The sequence below is a fragment of the Kitasatospora sp. NPDC001095 genome, assembly GCF_053598615.1.
Genome location: NZ_JBSFKQ010000016.1, coordinates 105,856 through 124,911, shown reverse-complemented (window position 1 = coordinate 124,911; position 19,056 = coordinate 105,856). Strand labels below are relative to the sequence as shown.

Below are 19,056 nucleotides of genomic sequence, written 5' to 3'. Positions count from 1 at the left end.
AGAGTCAACACGATACTTCAGAGTCGACGTTGTAACAGGGCCACGCGGGCTTCGGGATCCGGGCACCGGGGCGGGGCGCGCGGGGGTGTGGTCGCCGGGTTCCGGGCATGCGGACGTGCGGCGGGACCCCGGCACCGGGGGGTGCCGGGGTCCCGTCGTCCGTAGGTGGTGCGGCGTGGCGCGGGTGCGGGTCAGGCGGGGTGGAGCCGGGGAGCGAGGACCTCCAGGAGCTCGGGCGGGGCGTCGAGGAAGCTGTAGTGGGTGCCTGGCAGGACCGCCTTCTCGGTGGCGGACCACAGCTGCCAGCCGCCCATCAGGGTGTGCGGGACCTCGACGTCGTCGCTCCAGCCCAGGGCGGTGATCGGGCAGGGCACGGTGCCGGCGGGGCGGTGGTAGCGGCGGTTGGCCTCCAGGTCGGCCTCCATGACGTCGATGAACAGGTCGACCAGTTCGCCGGCGCGGGATGCGGCGCCCATCGCGGCCAGCAGTCCGGCGATCTCGTCGCGCAGCCCCTGCTCGTCGAGGCCGAGGAAACGGCCCCAGGGGCCGTCCTGGGGGGCGACCTGGCTGGAGACGAAGTAGCGATGGGGAGCGGGCAGGCCGCGTTCGGCGATCTGGAGGATCAGTTCGAAGGCCGGCAGGGCGCCGCCGCAGTGGCCGAACAGGGCGTAGGGGCGGGCGGTGAGCAGGTCGCCGACGTCGTCGAGCATCGCCTTGGCGAGATCCTGGTAGGTGCCGAAGTGGGGTTCGCGCATGCGGTTCTCGCGCCCCGGCAGCTGCAGGGCGACGACCTCGGCCGCGCCGATGACGGCGGGCCAGGACCGGTACATGGAGGCGCCGCAGCCGGAGTAGGGCATACAGAGCAGGAGCATCTGGGCCTCGGGGGACGGCTCGCGCAGGAACCAGCGCCGCTGGTGGGGTTCCATCAGGCCTTCACCCCGATCACGACGCCGTTGGCCCCGGGGGCGTCGAAGCGCACGATGCGCACCGTGGCGCAGCCGGCGTCGTACAGCCAGGCGGTGTACTCGGCGGCGGTGTAGTTGCGCCCCCAGGTGCCGACCAGCATGTTCATGCTCATGAGGGCGGCGTCGACGGGGCCCGATTTGTCGTCGTCGACGAGCAGTTCGCTGATCAGCAGGGTGCCGCCGGAGGGCAGGGTGTCCAGACAGCGGCCCAGGAGCTTGCGGTTCTGCTCCTCGTCCCAGTCGTGCAGGATCATCGAGAGCAGGACGGCGTCGTGCCCGGTGGGCAGCGCCTCGGTGAAGAAGTCGGCCGGGGCGGTGGTGATGCGCCCGGACAAGCCCGCGGCGGCGATGCGGGCGCGGGCGAGCCCGCACACGTGCGGCAGGTCGAGGACGGTTGCGGCCAGGTGCGGGTTGTGGCGGCACAGTTCGATGAGGGTGGCGCCCGATCCCCCGCCGACGTCCAGGAGGTGGCGGGTGGCGGTGAGGTCGAGGGCGGCGGCCATCCCCCGGGCGGTGAGGGTGGAGAAGGCGTAGAGGCCGTCCCAGAAGGACTGCGGGCGGTTGCCCTCCTCGAACATGTTGCGGCCGGGGTCGGGCACCGGCTTGCTGGGGGCGTCGGTGCGCACGGCCTCGGTGGCGCGCAGCCAGCCGGGGGCGGTGTAGGCGGTGACCATGCGCACGTAGTCGCCGAAGTAGTCGGGGCGGCCGGGCACCAGGTAGTGGGCGGCGACGGCGGTGTTGAGGTAGCGGCCGTCGTGCTGTTCGAGGAGGCCGAGCGCGGTGCAGGCGGTGAGCAGGACCTCGGTGGGGCGTTCGCCGAGGCCGAGGCGGGCGGCGAGCCCGGGGGCGTCCGCGGGGGCGGTGTCCAGCGCCGCGAACACCCCGGTGTCGATCGCGGCGACGAGGGTCTGGGCCCGCCACAGGCCGGTGGCCAGGTCGATCAGCAGAGCGGGCGGCGGTGTCGCCGGACCGGGGCCGGGCGTCGTCTCGACGGTCATGCGCAGTGCTCCTCCCCGGTGCGGAAGCGCACCGGCACCTGGTCGAACATGATGTGACGGCCGTTCTCGAAGTGCAGGGCGCTGGGCCCGTCCGGGTCGAACAGCGGCAGGTCGGCCAGTTCGTCCAGCACGGCGGCGAACTCGGCGCGGGCCAGGTGCACGCCCATGCAGTGGTGGATGCCGTGGCCGAAGCCGAGGTGCTGGTGGGAGTTGCCGCGGTCGGGGTCGAACGTGTCGGGGTCGGGGAACTTGGCGGGGTCGCGGTTGGCCGCGTCGAACAGCAGCACCACGCGGGCGCCGGCCGGGATGACGGTGCCGGCGACGGTCACTTCGCGGGTGGTGGTGCGGGTGAACCGGTCGGTGGGGCACCAGCGGCGCAGCACCTCCTCGGCGACGGCCGGGCGCAGCTGCGGTTCGCGGCGCAGCCGCAGCTGCAGGCCGGGGTCCAGGGCGAGGGTGTGGACCAGGCGGGTGATGGCGTTCATGGTGTTGTCGTGTCCGGCGACGCAGAAGCTGACGATGATCGAGTACAGCTCCTCGTCGGCCAGCGGCCGTCCGTCGCGCTGCATGGCGGCGAGGCGGGCGAGGTAGCTGCCGTCGGGGGCGCTGCGCACCCGGTCGATCTCCTCGGCGAGCAGGGCGTGGAAGGCGGGCCAGAACTTGCTCGCGTCGCGGTCGGTGGAGATGTACGTCCACATGGTGCGGGTGGCCTCGCGGACGCGGGCGCGGCAGCCGTCGGAGAGGCCGAAGGCGACGCCGAGGACCTCGATGGCGAAGGGTTCGGCGAGTTCGGCCATCAGGTCGCCGTGGCCGCGCCGGGCGATGCGGGCGAGCAGGCGGCGGGCGATGCGGTGCAGTTCGGGTTCGAGGGTGCCGACGGCCTCGCGGGTGACGGGGTCGGCCATGCGCTCGCGGATCTCGCGCTGCTGCGGGGGGTCGTAGTCGATCGGGGAGAACATCGGCATGCCCTCGGCCCGGGGGAAGTGCACGCCGCGGGCGGAGCTGAAGGTCTGCCAGTCGGTCAGGGCGGCGCGCACGTCGTCGTAGCGCGAGAGGATCCAGATCCCTCCGTAGGCCGGTGACCAGGTCACCCCCTGTTCGCGGATCTCACTGTTGACGCGCTGGGCGGTGAGCGGGGTGTAGGCGGGGTCGTGGTGGTCGAATGCGGTCACCAACCGGTCGGTGGCGTCCGCGGCCTCGGTGGTCATGCCAGTCTCCATGCCGGTGCGTCGGTCTGCGGGGGTCTGTGGGCGGGTGCGTCCTGAAGGGTCGTCGGGCCGTGCCGGGTCGCAGGGTGTGTCGGGTTTTGTGTCGGGTCGTACCTGGTCGTGTCGGGTCACGCCGGGTCGTGCGGTGGTGGTGTCAGCGGCGGCGCGGGGTGATGGGCGCGAGCGCGGGCGCGGTGCTGGCGGCGGCATCGGTGACGAGGCGGGCCAGGGCACTGATGGTGGGGTCGGCCGCGAGGTCGGTCATCTCGACGCGGGCACCGAGGTCCTGCTCGATCCGGCCCTGGAGGCGGGCCAGCAGCAGGGAGTCGCCGCCGAGTTCGAGGAAGTGGTCGTCCGCGCCGACCCGGTCGGTGCCGAGCAGGTCGGCGAACAGGGCGGCCAGCCGGGTCTCGGTGCCCGGGGCGGGGGCGCGCCAGGCACGGGACGGGCGGCCGCGGGTCCAGTCCGGCGGGGGCAGCCGGCGGCGGTCGATCTTGTGGGAGGTGTTCAGCGGGAGCGCGTCCAGCTGCACGTAGGCGACGGGGACCATCCAGTCCGGCAGCACTTCGGCGGCGTGGTTGCGCAGTTCCAGCGGGGTCACCTCGTGGTGTCCGACGAAGCACGCCACCAGGCGTCGCTGGTCGCCGTCCATGGCCGCGACCACGGCGACCTGGCGCACGCCCGGGTGGCGGCCGAGCACCCATTCGACGTCGCCGAGCTCGACGCGGTGGCCGCGGATCTTGACGACGTCGTCGATCCGGCCGTGGTGTTCCAGGATGCCGTCCGGGCGCAGGCGCCCGGCGTCGCCGGAGCGGTAGATGCGGCTGCCCGGTGCGCCGAAGGGGTTGGGGCGGAAGCGGTCGGCGGTCTGCGCCGGGTCTCCGAGGTAGCCCAGGCTCAGGCAGTCGGACTCGATCCACACCTCGCCGATGCCCTCGCCGGCCGGGGTCAGGCCGTCCTCCTCCAGCAGGTGGACGGTGACGCCCTCGATCGGGCGGCCCACCGGCGGGGTCGACGCGCGGTCGGCCGCGGTGGCCGTGGCGGGGGTGCAGCGCCGGTCCCAGGGGTGGAGGGAGTTGGCGATCTGGAACGCCTCCAGGCTGCCGTAGGAGACGGCTACCTCGAACGGCAGGCCGGCCGGCCCCCATCCGTTCAGGCGGTCGCCGCCGAGGGTGAGCAGCCGCAGGTCGCAGGTGCTCGGCCAGGGCAGGTTCTGCAGCACCTCGCCGACGGGGGTGATGACGAAGCTCTGAGTGATCCGCTCGGCGAGCAGCCAGTCGCGCAGCGCGGGCGGGGAGGCGATCACGTCGTGGTCGCCGATGACGATCTGCGCGCCCTGCCACAGCAGGCCGCCGACCTCGTGCAGGGCGATCCCGGCGCCGGCGGCGCCCAGCCAGGAGCCGCGGTCGGCCGCGGTGGTGGCGTTGATGGTGGCGCTGCGGGCGGCGCTGAGGGCCAACCAGGAGTGCTGCGCCAAAACGATCTTGGCTGCCCCGGAGGAGCCGGAGGTAAACATCGCGTAGGCGAGTTCTTCGCGGCGCGGCAGCGGGCGCGGGTGGTGCGGGTTCGGGCCGGATGCGTCGTCCTGGTCCGCGGCGGCGGCGTCCAGGACGAGCACGGGCAGGCCCTCTGGGACGGCGGGCAGCGGGGTGCCGGAGGCTCGACCGGGGGCGGCGGTCATCACGGCCGCGGGGCGCCCGGCCGTGACCGCCCGGTGGAAGCGCTCGGCCGGGACGGCCGGGTCCAGCGGCATGCAGACACCGCCGGCCTTGAGGCAGCCGAGCATGCCGACCACCCATTCGACCGAGCGGCCCAGGTACATGGCGACCATGTCGCCGCGTCCGACGCCGTGTTCCGCCAGGCTACGGGCCAGCCGCCCGGCCCTGCGGTCCAGCTCCTCGTAGGTCAGTGCGAGGCCGCCGTGGCGTACGGCGGGGGCTCGGGGGGTGGTGCGGGCGAACTCCTCGATCCGGGAGACCAGGGTCGTGTCGGGAGCGGCGTGCGGGCCTGCCGGGGCGTCCTGCTGGCTGATCATGTCGTCCTCTCTGGTCACCGTGCCGAGGTCATCGTGCGGAGGTCATGCAGAGGTCGTCGTGGTGCAGTCGTGGCAGAAGTGGTCGTGCGGTCGTGGCCGTGAGGTCGTGGTCGGTTCCGTCGTGGTCGTCGGGTGCCGCGCGGGGCCGGGAACACCGGTCGGCCGGTCCTCGCCGGGGAGGACCGGCCGCGCTCGGTGCTGCGTCCTTTCGGTGGCCGGGGTCAGTCGGCGACCACGCGCAGGTGCTCGGGGACGTCGTCGACGACCTTCGGCACCCCCCCGAGGAGCACCCAGAGCACGGCGCCCAGCGCCATCGCGGCGGCCAGGTAGAAGGCGGCGGCGTTGGAGAACGCCACGGCCACCGCGCTGCCCAGCAGCGGGCCGGCCGCGTTGGCACCCCACACCAGGGGAAGCGAGACGCCGCCGACGCGACCCATCGCCTGCGGCGGGGTGACCTTCTGGATCAGCGTCATCACGCCGACGTTGCCCACCGGGGTGGTGAACGACGAGATGCCCTGCGAGATGATCATGACGGTGATCGCCATGCCGGTGCCGCCGACCTGCGCCAGCGGCAGCAGGGCGAACGCGACCACCAGCATCGAGTGGGTCAGCAGCAGAGTGCGGCCGATGCCCAAGCGCGCGTTGATCTGCCGGGACACCAGCGCGCCGAGCACGACCGGCACGCCGCCTGCGCCCAGCACCAGGCCGACCTGGCCGGCGCTCAGGCCCAGGTCCTCGTAGCCGAACACGATGAGCATGGCGAGCACCATGGACACGGCGGTGTTGCCGAAGGTCGCCATCAGCGTCAGGTAGCGCAGCAGCCGGTTGCCGAAGGTCATCGTGAAGCCGCTGCGCAGGTCCGCCAGGGTGGCGGCCAGACCGCGCGAACGCAACTGCGGCGCGGGCTCGCGGAATCGCACGAACATCAGGGTGATGCCGGCCAGCAGGTAGGAGACCGCGTCCAGGGCGGTCGCCCGCGCGGCGCCCATCAGGCCGACCAGGCCACCGCCCGCGGTGCGCCCGAAGATCAGCGCGACCGAACGGCTCAGCTGGGTCTTGGCGTTGCCGTCGACCAGGTCCTCGCGCGGCAGCAGCTGCGGCAGGTACGCCTGGTAGGCGAGCTGGAAGACGACGTCGAAGAAGCCCTTGACGACGGCGGCGACGTACAGGTGGCCGATCGTCAGGCCGTCCATCGCCCAGGCGAGCGGCAGGGAGCCGATGACGACGAACCGGGCCACGTTGGCGACCTGCATCATCATCCGCCGGTTCAGCCGGTCGGTGAACACGCCCATCACGGGGGCGAGCAGGAGGAAAGGGAGCCACTGCAGGGCGATCAGCAGACCGACACCGACCGCGCCCTCGCCGAATCCGATGACGGCCAGCGACGGCAGCGCCACCACGCTGATCTCACTGCCCAGCAGGCTGATCGACTCACCGGTCCAGACAACGGCGAAATCGCGGTTGCGTAACAGGACCGAACGCTGGCGTCCGGCGGCCTGTGGCGGCGCCTCGGAGGGGCCCCCCTCGGAGCTCTCAGCCCGGGTCGGTGAGTTGCTTGAGGTCATGCCTGATGGCTCCCTACAGGAGATTTCGGTGCGGGTGGCGCGTTTCCGTCGTGTGGGAGCACACGCGTCGGGTGAACTCCCGGACCACACAGCGCAATTGCGGACGGACCTCACCGTACAGCCAGTCAGCACCACACAGCCAGTCTGCACCGTGCAGCCGGTCTGCACCATATGAACCGCCCGGCGGGCACGCCATCGCTTCCCCTCGAGCGTGCCGAACGACCTTCCACGGAAGGGGCATTCGCATCGAGTTCGAACCGGGAAGCCGTAAGCCGGGGGCCGGGAGTCGACAGTGGGGAGTCGACTGCGGAAGACGACGACCGGGAACCGGGCACGGGAAACCGGGGCCGGGATACGGGCCTGGGAACGAAAAAACCCGGGCGCCCGAAAATCGGGCACCCGGGCCGAAACGTCGTCGTGACGCTAGCGGCGTCCCCGCCTGGGAACGCTGGGCTTGCTCTCCTCCAGGTGGCCCAGGCGGCGCAGCCTGTCCACCCACGACTGGGCGGTGTAGCGCGGTACGCCGTAGTGGTGCGCCACCTTCCCCACGCTGCCGGTCTTGAGGAAGACCGCCTTCACCTCGTCCGCGTCGGGCATCTTGCGGTACGGGCGTTCGGCCTGCCCCTGGCCGGCGGGGGCCTCGGCCGCGTGCTGCGGAGCGGCCACCGTCTCCTCGCTCCCCCGCCTCGGCCGGGGGGAAGCGGCCCGCCCGGAAACCCCGCTGACCGCCTGGGCGAGCATCTCGAAGTCGATGTCGAGCGCGGCCCTCGGCGGGATACCGCCCTCCTCCGAGGCGCGGACAATCAGCTCAACTATCCGCGGCGTCCCATCGACACTGCTCTGCATCACCGCGGTGATCGTCGCCGGGACCTCGTCGACACTGCCGCTGGCAGCCTCAACAGTAATTGTCCATTTCATGTGACACTCGCAATCCTGAGCCTTCCGATCGTCACTCGCACCAATGGCGAGTTCAGGACATCCCCCGTAGAACACACGTAAGGTCACACAGCCGTCACCCTTTGCGTGATGGATGTTCGGAAGCGTCCACTGCCCTCACAGTATAGGCACTGTCTCCCTGGCAAAGGCGTCATTGGCGTAAGTCGAAACATAAAATCCACACAAGTGCCACCCGAAAGCAAGCAAAGCCGCAGATACGACGCCGGTCGGGGAGGAAATGTCCGACTCCAGACCGACCACGACCGGCCGCAGTCAAAGCAATGACAAAATCCAACTCACCCGAACGGCCTAGCGCCCGCTCCGGCAGTTTCCAGGGCGCACCGGACACCCGACAACCGCCGTCATGCTGTCCTCCGGCTCCCGCGCCGGCCTCCTCCCCTGTCGCGAATCCGAACGTGCCGTGTTCGGACAGGAACCAGGAGCACCGAGAGACGATGTCGTATTCCCTCGACGGCGGCACCGGCTCTCCGGTCCCGGCGGGCGGCCGGGCCGTTCGGTCCCACAGCTCCGCCACGATCTCGCCCCTCTCCAGGAAGAAGTCCGCGGGCAGGGCGGCAAACAGTTCCGCGACCGGGTCCCCGGCGGGAGATCCCCCCTCTTCCGGAGGGCTCGCGAGAGGTCTCGCGGCAGGGCTGACGTCCACTCACAACTCTTGCGGGGAAGGGCCGGAGGAATGGCGCCCCGGCAATTCCGTCTCCTCGGACATGCCGCCTTCTCGTGTCGCCTTCTGCACTGCAGACATCCGACACATCACACTCGTCACACGCGCAGCCTAGCGAGCGCACGACGGCGCCCCACACGGCGGGGAGGCACGCCGGCATCGGTGTGAGATGCATCACATCAGAATGAGTGATGGGGCCCGTCGGCACCAGACCGCGTGCGGCGGCAGTCCGGGAGGGCGCCCTGGGGTCCGCCGGGCGGGGTCATGAGTCCTTCGGCGGGGCGGCCCCTTGCGGGGGCGGTGGGGGCCCGGGAACGGCCGCCCCGGGCACCGGACCGGCCGGGGGCGGGCGTTCGGGGTGAGAGCGGGAACGGGGGCGGGAAAGGAGTTTCGGGGTTCGGGCGGACGGGGGCGGGTCGGGTCGGGTCAGACGAGCTTGCGGCGGCCGGTCTCGCCCCTGAGGCCGCCCACGTTGATCGGCTGGAGGATGACGGTGATCGCGCCGGCCGAGAAGTGCTGCACGGGGCCGCCGGTGTTGCGTCCGTGGAAGCTGTGCGGCAGTGCCTGCCCGGTGGTCGGGTCGGTGCCGGCGGTGTACATGTCGATGATGCCCTCGTGCCCCTCGCGGGCCTTGGCGTCGTTGCCGTCGGCGGCCTGTTCCACGGTGATGTGGTCGTCGCCGTCGACGGCGACGACGGCGGCCACGTGGTAGGGCCAGCCGCTGGTGTTGGCGGGCCGCTCGTGGTCCCCGTGCCACGCGGTCTCCACGATGGCGAACGCCTGGCCGGGGTTGGGCCGTTCCTCGCCGTTCGCGTTCGGGCCGCCGGGCCGGGCGTTCGCGTAGGCCGTGGCGCCCTGGGCGTTCTCCTGGTCGCCCAGGCCGAACTGGTGGCCGCCCCGGGCGAATTCGCTGGCGTCCTGCCCCAGGGCCAGCCGCTGCTGGTGCATGATCTCCTCGGCGGTGTGGGCGCAGTCCGCGAGGAAGGCCGTCGACGGCTCGTACTGCGTGTACGTGCGCCCCGCGATCTGCCCGCTCTGCCCGGTCGACTTGCAGTACCGGGGCGCCGGGGCGCCCTCCGCGACCCAGAGGACGGTGGTGTCCGCGCCGGCTTCGACGGTCATGAGGTAGAGGCCGCTCTGCGAGACCCGTACGGGTCCCAGTTCCTCGGTGTCGACCTCGGAGAAGCGCTGGACGGCCGTCGCGCCGTTGCCGCGCGCCGCGCCGTGGGTGTCCCGGTCACCGTGGGTGTCCCGGTCGCCCGGCTCGGGCCTGCGGCTCATCACCCGGTGCGCGTTGGCCTCGGCCTCGCGCTCGAAGCGGTCCCCGGGGTGGGAGATGCTCAGTCCCGACCCGTTGTCGGTACCGGCCACCGGGCCCTGGCGCTGCTGGATGACGTGCGTCAGTTCGTGGGCGAGGGTGTGCTTGTCGCCGCCGCCGTCGCCGATGACGACATGGCTGCCGGAGGTGTAGGCGCGGGCGCCCATCTCGGCGGCGGAGGCGCGGGCCGCGGAGCCGGTGTGCAGGCGGACGTCGGAGAAGTCGGCGCCGAGGCGGGACTCCATCTCCCGGCGCAGCGTCCCGTCCAGCGGCTTGCCCGGCGCGCGCAGCACGTCGTGCACCGCGGACAGTTGCACCGGCTCGGCGTCGCCCTGCCGGTGGCGGTTGCGCTGGAGCATCCGGACGACGGCCGCGTTGCCGGCGGTGCGCTGCAGTCCGAGGAGTTCCCCGGGTGCCCGCCCGTCCGGGGCCCGTCCCGCCCTCGTGGCCGCGGCCCTGGTGGCGGGCTGCGGCTGCCTGTCCTGCTTCGCCGGCTCGTGCGCGTACATGGGACTCCGCTCGTAGGACTGGCCGTTTCGTCGTGCCCTCCCTGCATACCCGGTGCGGCGCTCGCGGGTAAGGGGTGGGCGGGCACGATGCGCTGCCCGTGCAGGCAGCGCGCCCGGGCCGGTCGAGCGGGGGCCGGTTCAGGCCTGCGGGCCGGCGTGGGCGATGTGCACGGGGTCGGGGACGTCCGAGACGGCGGTGCGCCGGCCGGTGGGGCGCAGGTCGGTGCTCTCGAAGGGCTCAAGGATCTCCCGGCCCTCGGGCATCACCTGGTGGTGCCAGCGGCGCAGCAGCGGGTCGGGTTCGTCGGGGAGGTAGAAGGAGTTGTGGACGACGGCCTGGACGCCCACCAGGCCCTCCTCGCGGGCGGTCGGGCTGTCGAGGACGGTCACCACGTCGCCGTTCTCGAACGGCGGTGGTGTCGCGGCCTCCTCCTCGCCGACCTGGGCGCCGCGGACGGCGGGGTGCAGGAAGGTCTCGGCGCCGGTGCGTTCCCAGGCGGGCCAGTCGCCGTCCTCGTCGGGGCTCAGGCCCAGGGCGCGCAGGCAGTCGGCGGTGGCGGAGGTGGGCACCAGCTCGACGTCGTAGCCGAGCAGTTCGGGGGTGCGCGGGTACGGGCCCCGGGAGGTGACCGTGACGCGGCCGAACGGGGCCAGGGCGGCGGCGACTTCGCGGGTGAGCGCGGCGTCCCGCTCGGCGGGGGCCTCCAGCCAGAGGTTCATCCAGACGAGGCGGTGGGGGGCCAGGGCCATGCGAGGTCGTCTCCAGGGTGCGGCGGTCGGCGGTGCCGGGGAATTCGGCCGCTTGTTCCGGTCAATTCACCGACGGCGGGGCATTGTTGAGGGATTTGGCGGGATTAGGGCCGGCGCCGGCCCCGATGGTCGTTTTCTCCATCGGGGCCGGGCCGAAAGGCGTTACCGCCCGGGGCGGTTCACCGTATTCAGTGCGTCACGTATCCGTCCGGGGCGATGTTGGCGTGCTCGAAGTCCTTCCCCTGGTTCTTGCCGCTGGAGAAGATGGAGAACTTCGTTCCCTTCTTCACCTGGACGTCCCATTCGTCCTTGCCGTCCGTCGCCTTCTTCCAGAGGTTGCCGTAGGCGTCCTTGAAACCGCCGCCGCGTTCCGGCTTGCCCATCCAGCCCTTCGGCGGGACGAACGGCACGGGGCCCTCGAGGTCGGTCGGCAGGTTGTGCTTGATCGCCGCGGCCCGCAGCTTGGTGTTCGTCTTGTACGCCTTCTCGGCGTCGCGGGCGAGGGAGTTGAGCGTGGCCACGCCGTCGCCGAGCTTGGTCACCGACATGTGCTTGAGGCTCTGGGCGGCCCATTCCACCCACTTCATGTCGGTCGCCCGCTTGGCGATCTTCTCGTTCTTGGCCAGCAGCTTGGCGATCTTCGCGGGCTTGCTCGCGGCGTCACCCAGGTACGGGATGAAGCCGACGGCGGACAGGCCCGCGCCGGTCCAGTCGCCGCGGAAGAGGCTGAGGACGCCCGAGGCCCCGTCGCTGATCGGGGTGGGGTCGAAGATGCCGGCGATGTCCAGCGCGAGGGTGGCGGCGTCGGCGGCGGAGATGCCGCCCTCCATGACCAGTTCCTCGTCCGGGTGCTCCGGCTCGTACCCGTCGTCCGAGCCGCCCGGGTCGCCGGGCTCGGCCGGGGCGGTGGCGTTCGCCTGGGCCTCCTGCCGGGCCAGGTCCATGGCGTGGGACAGCGCCTGGCCGGCGGCGGCGAGCGCCTCGGCGGCGCTCCGGCCGGCGGCGACGGCCGAGTTGTACGCCTGGTCGGCCGACTCGTAGGCGGCGCGGGCCGAAGCGGCGGCCGCGGTGGCGGAGTTGGCAGCGCGGTGGGCGGACTGGGTCGCCTGGGCGGCCGAGGTGCCGGCCGAGGCGGCCGCGTTCTTCGCCGTGGCGGCCGAGGCGGCGGCCTGGCGGGCCGAGGCGTCCGCGGCGGAGGCCGCGGCCGCGGCCTGGCCGGCGGCGGCCTGGGCGGCGGCCGCGGAGTCGCCGGCCTGCCGGGCGTAGCCCGCGGCCTCGGCGGCGGCGCCGCGCGCGGTGGCCGCGGCGGCGGCGGCCTCGGCGGCGTTGCGGGTGGCGGTCGCGGCGATCGCCTTGCCCTCGGCGACCAGGCGCTGGACGCTGGCGACGTGGACGGCGTCGGTCTGGTCGCGCTGGGCCGCCACGTACTGGGTGACGGCGACGAAGTCGCGCAGCAGCGGGGCGGGACCGGAGAGCGCGACCTGGGCCGCGGCGCGGACCCGCGGTCCGCCCTGGACGCTGAGCCGCAGCGCCTCGACCTTGTCGTCCTCCTCGCGCGCCCGGTACTGGCCGGTGGCGACGAAGGCGCGCAGGGCCTCGGTGGTGCCGGCGTCGAGGGCGGCCGAGCCGGCCTCCTTGACGGCCTTGCCGCCGGCGTTCATCAGGGCGAGGACCTGGACCCGGTAGTCGTCCTTGAGCACGGTGTGCTGGCCGGTCTCCAGGAACGCCGCCCGCTGGTCCGCGGGGGTGTCGAGGGCGGCGAGGGCGGCCGCCTTGAGGGCGGGGGTGCCGGTCGTGGCGAGGTTGGCGATCTTCGTGTAGTCGTCCTGGGCCGCCGCCTCCTGGCGTCCGGTGGCGAGCCACTGCCGGACGTCGGCGTCGGTGCCGGACAGGGCGGCCTCGGCGGTGCGCTCGGTCCACGGCGAGCCGGTCGCCATCAGGTGGACGGCGGCCTTGCGGGCCTTGGCGAGGGCGGTCGCGGGCTCGGTGCCGGGTGCGGCGGCCTCGGCCAGGAGCTGCTTGGTCTCCTCGTCCTGGCGCTGTGCCTCGGCGCGCTCGGTCGCCTGGGCGGCCTGCTGCTCGGTGTACTGCTGCTTGAGCTCCTCGGCGGCCACGATGGCGAGGTCGCGGTTGCTCTCCAGGGCGGCCTTCTCGGCCTCCCGGGCGGTCTTCTCCACCTGGTCGGCCTGGTTGGCGGCGCTGGTGGCCCGCTCCGCGGCCTTGACGGCGGCGTTGGCGTGCTCGGTGGCGAGGTTGGCCCAGTTGCCGGCCTGACCGGCGTGGTTGGCCGCGTCCTCGGCGGCCTGGGCGGCGGCGGTGGCGTGTCCGGCGGACTCGGTGGCGGCGGCGCGCGCCTGCTGGGCCGCCGTCAGGGCCTGCGTCGCCATCGTCTTGGCGGTGCCGGCGGCGGCGCTGGCGGTGGCGGACAGGCGGCGGGCCTTGGCGGCGGCCGCGTTCGCCCGCTGGGCCTCGGCCTGGGCCACCGCGCTGTTGCCGCCCGCGTCGGCGGCGGCCTGGGCGGCGGCGGCGGCGTGGAGGCCGGCGTCGACCGCCTGGCCGACCGAGGTGAGGGCCTCGGTCAGGGCGCCGACGGCCCGGTACACGGACTCGGCGGCCGTGGTGGCGCCCTGCGCGGCGTCCCGGGCGGCCTTCGCGGCGTCCCGGGCGGCGGCGGCCTGGGACTCGTCCTTCGCGGCGGCGGACGCGGCCTCGTAGGCGCGGGCCGCCGCCCGCCCGGCGGCGGCCGCGGCGGACGCGGCGGCGGACGCCGCGGCGGAGGCGGTGCGGGCCGCGCTGCTGGCCGCGTTGGCGGCGTTGATCGCGGTGCGGGCGGCGTTCGCCGCGCTCTCGGCGGCGTCGGCGGCGCGGTGGGCGGCGGCGGTCGCCTTCTGGGCGGAGCCCTGGGCGGCGGCGGTCTCGGCGGCCGCCTTCTGGGCCGCCTCCTTGGCCAGGCGCGCGGCGTCGACCGCGCGGCCCGAGGCCTCCTTCGCGGCGGCGGTCTCCTTGGCGGCCTCCTGGCCGGCCTGGCGGGCGGTCTCGACGAGTTGGCCGACCGTCATGGCCTCCTGGTCCTGGGCGCGGGCCGCGTACTGGCCCTCCCGCAGGAACTCCCGTACGGCGCCGGCGCCGGCGCTCAGGGCGGCGCTGCCCGCGCTCTTCACCTGCGGGCCGCCGAAGTTCATCAGCCGCAGGGTCTGGACCCGGTCGTCCTCCTCCTGCGCCTTCTGCAGGTCGACGGAGAGGAACTGGGCGACGGCCTCGGGTGAGCCGTCGTTGAGGGCCTTCTGCCCGGCCTCCTGCACCGCGGTGCCGCCGGTGTTCATCGCGCGCAGCACGCTGACCTTGCGGTCGTCGGCCAGCGGCGCGTTCCAGCCGGTCGCCAGGAAGGCGTGCACGTCCTGCGGCGTTCCGGCGAGCGCGGTCTGCGCGGCCTCGCGCACGCCGGGCCCGCTGACGTTCAGCAGCTGGAGGACGGCGAGCCGCTCGTCCTGCTCGGTGGCGATCCTGCGCCCGGTGTCCAGGAAGGCGGCGATGTCGCCGTCGGTGCCGGCCAGGGCGATCTCGGCGGCGGCCCGTACGGAGTCGCCGCCGGTCCTCCACGCGGCGACGGCCTGGGCCCGCGGGCTCGCGCCGGGTGTCCCGTCCGTCGCGGTGGCGGTGCCGGAGAGCGATCCGGTGGTGAGAACGATCACGGTGGCGGCCGCCAGGAGGCGGGCCGCCAGTCCGTTGCGTGGCCGTAGGGGGGATGCGGCCTTCCAGCGCCCCCCAGGTATCTGCTGTGTCATATCCCCTCGAAAACACGTCAGTTCGGTAGAAGGACCGATCGGTTCGGCCCGTCCGACCGCACATGATGGCACGTCGGACGGAAACTTTGGATACCGCTCCTTGGCTGACGGGAGATCAAGGCATTACTTTCCGCTCCTGGTTCGCAATTCATTGCATCGTGGACATCTCGGGGTCGGCGGCCGCCCCCGATGGTGATATCAATGTCCCCGTCAGTTCGGTGGGGGGATGGCAGGTCCTGGAATGCGCGTGCCCGTGCACGGCGTCCGTCCGGGATCCCGCGGGTCTTCGCGCCGGCGGGACACTTCATGACGGAAAAGACCACATCCATGGGGGGTGAGGAGCCCGAATGAGGGCCTCTTCTCGAATCCTGGCCGCCGCCGCGACGGCCGGTCTCACGCTTCTCGCCGGAACCGCCGGCGTCCCGGTCGCCCACGCGTCGACCACCGGTACCGCACCGTTCACCGTCGAGGACTACTCCTACCCGGGCGCGGACCGCATCCTGGCCGAGTCGGGCATCCGCCTGAAGTCCGGCAACGGCAACATCACGCTCACCACCTGCTCGGCCGGTGGCGGCGGCCTGCTGCGGATCATGGCGCGGACCCGGGACGACATCTGCTTCCGGATGACCGGCACCGTCGGGCGCCTCAGCCTCGAGGTTCCGCGGGTGCACGGCATCCAGAGCGACGGCGTGCGCGACGTGTCCGTGTCGATGTCCGTCGACGGCACCACCACCTCGTTCAAGGTGGACAAGAGCCTGTGGACGGCGGTCGGCGAGGCCGCCGACCCGCAGAGCCGCCCCCACACCCTGCTGGACATCACCGCCACCGGGCCGGCCTCGTCCAACTCCGGCCTGTCGGACCGCCCTTACGTGGCCAAGCTCGACATCGGCGGCCGCGGCTGCACCGGCACGCTGGTCGACCCGCGCTGGGTGCTCACCGCCGCGAGCTGCTTCGCCGACGACCCCGCCCAGTCCCTCGCCGTCCCGGCGGGCGCCCCGAAGAAGCGGACCACCGTGACGGTCGGGCGCGGGGACCTCAACGGCACCGGCGGCCACACCACCGACGTCGTCGAGCTGGTGCCGCGCGCCGACCGCGACCTGGTGATGGCCCGTCTGGACCTGCCCGCCTACGGCATCACCCCGGTCGCCGTGGCCGCCACCGCCCCGGTCCAGGGCGAGGAGCTGAAGGTCACCGGCTACGGCCGCACCCGCACGGAGTGGGTCCCCGCCGCTCCCCACACGGCGGCGTTCAGTGTCGGCACCGTCGAGGCCATCGGCATCGACGTGGCGGCCAAGGCCCCCGCCGACGCCACCGTCTGCCTGGGCGACGCCGGCGGTCCCGCCGTCCGCGAGTCGGCCGGCAAGGCCGAGGTCGTCGCCGTCACCAGCCGCTCCTGGCAGGGCGGTTGCCTCACCTCCGCCGAGACCCGCACCGGCGCGTACGAGACCCGGGTGGACGACCTCGGACCGTGGATCACGGCCCTGCGGGACCGGCGTTCCGCCGCCGTGAACGAGGCCGGCACCGGCCGTCTGCGCTTCACGGACTTCGACGGCGACGGCAAGCCCGACTACGTGACGGTCGAGGACAACGGCTCGGTCAAGGTCTGGCTGAACCGCGGCGGCGACCCGGCCGGCGCGGGCGGCTGGCAGGGCATCGGCCAGGTCGCCACCGGCGTCACCACCGACCGCTCCCGGGTGCGGCTCGCCGACTTCAACGGCGACGGCAAGGCCGACTACATCGTCGTCAACCCCGACGGCTCCGTGAACGTCTGGCTCAACCACGGCGGCGACCAGGTCCGCGCCTGGGAGCCCGTCGGCCGCGTCGCCACCGGTGTCACCAACCGCCAGGACCAGGTCCGCTTCGCCGACTTCGACGGCGACGGCCGCGCCGACTACCTGGTCATCGAGGACAGCGGCGCCGTCAAGGTCTGGCTGAACCGCGGCGGCGACCTCACCGGCCCCAACGGCTGGCAGGGCATCGGCCAGGTCGCCACCGGCGTCACCACCGACCGCTCCCGGGTGCGGCTCGCCGACTTCAACGGCGACGGCAAGGCCGACTACATCGTCGTGGGCGCCGACGGCTCCGTGAACGTCTGGCTCAACCGCGGCGGCGACCAGGTCGCCCCCTGGGAGCCCGTCGGCCGCGTCGCCGCCGGTCTGACGACGGACAACAACGCCGTCTTCCTGACGGACTTCACCGGTGACGGCCGCGCCGACTACCTCTGGAACGCCGGCGACGGCAGCACCAGCGCGTACGCCAACAAGGGCGGCGACGGGCACGGCGGCTGGGACTTCCTCGGCCGGATCGCCTCCGGCGCCTGAGCCCGGGGCTGAACCCGGGCCCGGGCCCCGGATCCCCGGCCGTTCCGCCACCGGATCCACCATCCGCGTGGACGGGCCCGAGCGACCGCCGTGCGCGGCGGCCGCTCGGGCCCGTCCCGTGTTCCCCTCGCCTCCCCAAGACTGGACACCCACGTGAAACGTGCCTCCCTGATCGCCCTGGCCGCCCTCACCGCCGCCCTGACCCCGACCGCGGCCGCGGCCTCGGCCGGGACCCCGGCCGCGCCGGCCGCCGTGGCCTCCGCCACCGCTGCGACCCCGGCGCCGGCCCCGACCCCGATCAAGGTCATGCCGCTCGGTGACTCGATCACCGACGGGGCGGGCAGCACCACCGGCGCGGGCTACCGCGCACCCCTGTGGGACCTGACCGCCCAGCAGTCCCCGTACACCGTCGACCTGGTCGGCACCTCCTCCTCCGGCGCCGTCGCGGACCCCGACCACGAGGGGCACAGCGGCTACCGGATCGCCCAGGTCCGCGCGGACATCGACCGCTGGCTGTCCGCCGCCGACCCCGACGTCGTCCTCCTGCACCTCGGCATCAACGACCTGAAGTGGGACGCGAACGCCGACCCGGTGCAGGCCGCCCAGCGGCTGTCCGACCTGGTCGACCGCATCTTCGCCGACAAGCCGGGCGTGACCGTCGTCGTGCAGGGCCTGCTGACCGCCACCCCCGGTCTGGAGCAGAAGACCGCCGTGTTCAACCGCGAGTTCGCCGCGCTCCAGGACCGGGGCCAGAGCCCGGCCGGCGGGGCCGCCGGCCGGCACTTCCGGTACGTGGACCCGGCGGACCTCGACGCCGCGACCGACCTCCCGGACCGGCTGCACCCCAACGACGGCGGCTACCGCAAGATGGCCGAGGTCTTCCACCGGGCGCTGGACCGGGCCGTCGCCGACGGCTGGGCGTCCCGCCCCGCGGCCCCCCGGGCCGGCAACGAGGTGGGCGGCAGCGGGCGCGTGCGGTGGGCGGACTTCGACGGCGACGGCAAGCCCGACTACGTGACGGTCGAGGACAGCGGCGCCGTCAAGGTCTGGCTGAACCGCGGCGGCGACCCGGCCGGCGCGGGCGGCTGGCAGGGCATCGGCCAGGTCGCCACCGGCGTCACCACCGACCGCAGCCGGGTGCGGCTCGCCGACTTCAACGGCGACGGCAAGGCCGACTACATCGTCGTCAACCCCGACGGCTCCGTGAACGTCTGGCTCAACCACGGCGGCGACCAGGTCGCCCCCTGGGAACCCCTCGGACGGGTCGCCACCGGTGTCACCAACCGCCAGGACCAGGTCCGCTTCGCCGACTTCGACGGCGACGGCCGCACCGACTACCTGGTCATCGAGGACAGCGGCGCCGTCAAGGCCTGGCTGAACCGCGGCGGCGACCCGGCCGGCGCGGGCGGCTGGTACGGCATCGGCCAGGTCGCCACCGGCGTCACCACCGACCGCTCCCGGGTGCGGCTCGCCGACCTCGACGGCGACGGCAAGGCCGACTACCTCCTGATCAACCCCGACGGCTCCGTGAACGTCTGGCTCAACCACGGCGGCGACCGCCACGGCGGCTGGCTGCCCACCGGCCGGATCGCCACCGGCGTCACCGACCGCCAGGAGCAGGTCGCCCTCGTCGACTTCGACGGCGACACCCACGCCGACTACCTCCTGACGGACGCCGGCGGCGCCGTCACCGCCTACGCCTACCGCGGGGGCGACGGCGCCGGCGGCTGGGCCGACCTCGGCCGGATCGCCGGCGGCGCGTAGCGGCGCTCCGCCACGCCGTTCGCCGCCCGGGGCCCGGGTCCGGGCCCCGGGCGGCGCGAAGGGCGGGCGGCGGCGCCCGGTGCGGTGTCAACCGACGAGTCGGCGCCAGGTGTCCGGGCCGATGACGCCGTCGGGCTTGAGGCTCACGACGGCGCTCAGGCCGAGGTCAGCGGGACCGGGAAGCCGTACGTCACCCGGCTCCGCTCGGGCCGGAACGCGG

General features: G+C 73.6%; 11 protein-coding genes. 2 read left to right on the top strand and 9 right to left on the bottom strand.

Annotated elements, in window-relative coordinates; translation table 11 throughout:
* Positions 1–191: 191 nt before the first annotated feature.
* The 9 genes from ACWDBB_RS17015 to ACWDBB_RS16975 all read right to left on the bottom strand — a co-directional run bounded on the left by ACWDBB_RS17015 (position 192) and on the right by ACWDBB_RS16975 (position 14,658).
* Positions 192–926 carry a thioesterase II family protein gene (locus ACWDBB_RS17015; RefSeq protein WP_449790337.1) on the bottom strand — a complete coding sequence of 245 codons (735 nt, stop codon included), beginning with the start codon at positions 924–926 and terminating at the stop codon, positions 192–194.
* Positions 926–1,963 (bottom strand): methyltransferase, encoded by a 1,038-nt coding sequence (locus ACWDBB_RS17010; RefSeq protein ID WP_449790336.1) that lies wholly within the window; start codon positions 1,961–1,963, stop codon positions 926–928. Before ACWDBB_RS17010 ends, ACWDBB_RS17015 begins: the two co-directional genes overlap by 1 nt.
* Positions 1,960–3,171, bottom strand: a complete 1,212-nt coding sequence (locus ACWDBB_RS17005) for a cytochrome P450 (protein WP_449790335.1) — start codon at positions 3,169–3,171, stop codon at positions 1,960–1,962. The genes ACWDBB_RS17010 and ACWDBB_RS17005 overlap by 4 nt, the downstream gene beginning before the upstream one ends.
* Positions 3,172–3,325: 154 nt before the next feature.
* A complete protein-coding gene (locus ACWDBB_RS17000; protein ID WP_449790334.1) occupies positions 3,326–5,224 on the bottom strand; it encodes a non-ribosomal peptide synthetase in 1,899 nt (632 codons plus the stop codon).
* A 203-nt stretch (positions 5,225–5,427) separates the two neighbouring features.
* Positions 5,428–6,771, bottom strand: coding sequence for an MFS transporter (locus ACWDBB_RS16995; protein ID WP_449790333.1), 1,344 nt, complete (start codon positions 6,769–6,771; stop codon positions 5,428–5,430).
* Positions 6,772–7,194: 423 nt separating this feature from the next.
* Complete coding sequence (locus tag ACWDBB_RS16990) at positions 7,195–7,689, bottom strand: hypothetical protein (protein ID WP_449790332.1); 495 nt, start codon at positions 7,687–7,689, stop codon at positions 7,195–7,197.
* A gap of 1,126 nt (positions 7,690–8,815) precedes the next feature.
* Positions 8,816–10,216, bottom strand: a complete 1,401-nt coding sequence (locus ACWDBB_RS16985; RefSeq protein ID WP_449790331.1) for an eCIS core domain-containing protein — start codon at positions 10,214–10,216, stop codon at positions 8,816–8,818.
* 138 nt (positions 10,217–10,354) lie between these two features.
* On the bottom strand, positions 10,355–10,966 hold the full coding sequence (locus tag ACWDBB_RS16980; protein ID WP_449790330.1) for a hypothetical protein: 612 nt from the start codon (positions 10,964–10,966) through the stop codon (positions 10,355–10,357).
* A 188-nt stretch (positions 10,967–11,154) separates the two neighbouring features.
* Positions 11,155–14,658 carry a hypothetical protein gene (locus ACWDBB_RS16975; protein WP_449790329.1) on the bottom strand — a complete coding sequence of 1,168 codons (3,504 nt, stop codon included), beginning with the start codon at positions 14,656–14,658 and terminating at the stop codon, positions 11,155–11,157.
* A 440-nt stretch (positions 14,659–15,098) separates the two neighbouring features.
* Between ACWDBB_RS16975 and ACWDBB_RS16970 the strand changes: the two genes are divergently transcribed.
* Together ACWDBB_RS16970 and ACWDBB_RS16965 are read left to right on the top strand one after the other, a co-directional pair.
* On the top strand, positions 15,099–17,072 hold the full coding sequence (locus ACWDBB_RS16970) for an FG-GAP-like repeat-containing protein (RefSeq protein ID WP_449790328.1): 1,974 nt from the start codon (positions 15,099–15,101) through the stop codon (positions 17,070–17,072).
* Positions 17,073–17,225: 153 nt separating this feature from the next.
* Complete coding sequence (locus ACWDBB_RS16965; RefSeq protein WP_449790327.1) at positions 17,226–18,836, top strand: FG-GAP-like repeat-containing protein; 1,611 nt, start codon at positions 17,226–17,228, stop codon at positions 18,834–18,836.
* Positions 18,837–19,056 lie beyond the last annotated feature (220 nt).

Excerpts from the sequence above, each read along its gene's own strand:
- ACWDBB_RS17015 (WP_449790337.1), bottom strand. The coding sequence starts at position 926 with ATGGAACCCCACCAGCGGCGCTGGTTCCTGCGCGAGCCGTCCCCCGAG.
- ACWDBB_RS17010 (WP_449790336.1), bottom strand. The coding sequence starts at position 1,963 with ATGACCGTCGAGACGACGCCCGGCCCCGGTCCGGCGACACCGCCGCCC.
- ACWDBB_RS17005 (WP_449790335.1), bottom strand. The coding sequence starts at position 3,171 with ATGACCACCGAGGCCGCGGACGCCACCGACCGGTTGGTGACCGCATTC.
- ACWDBB_RS16995 (WP_449790333.1), bottom strand. The coding sequence starts at position 6,771 with ATGACCTCAAGCAACTCACCGACCCGGGCTGAGAGCTCCGAGGGGGGC.
- ACWDBB_RS16990 (WP_449790332.1), bottom strand. The coding sequence starts at position 7,689 with ATGAAATGGACAATTACTGTTGAGGCTGCCAGCGGCAGTGTCGACGAG.
- ACWDBB_RS16985 (WP_449790331.1), bottom strand. The coding sequence starts at position 10,216 with ATGTACGCGCACGAGCCGGCGAAGCAGGACAGGCAGCCGCAGCCCGCC.
- ACWDBB_RS16980 (WP_449790330.1), bottom strand. The coding sequence starts at position 10,966 with ATGGCCCTGGCCCCCCACCGCCTCGTCTGGATGAACCTCTGGCTGGAG.
- ACWDBB_RS16970 (WP_449790328.1), top strand. The coding sequence starts at position 15,099 with ATGAGGGCCTCTTCTCGAATCCTGGCCGCCGCCGCGACGGCCGGTCTC.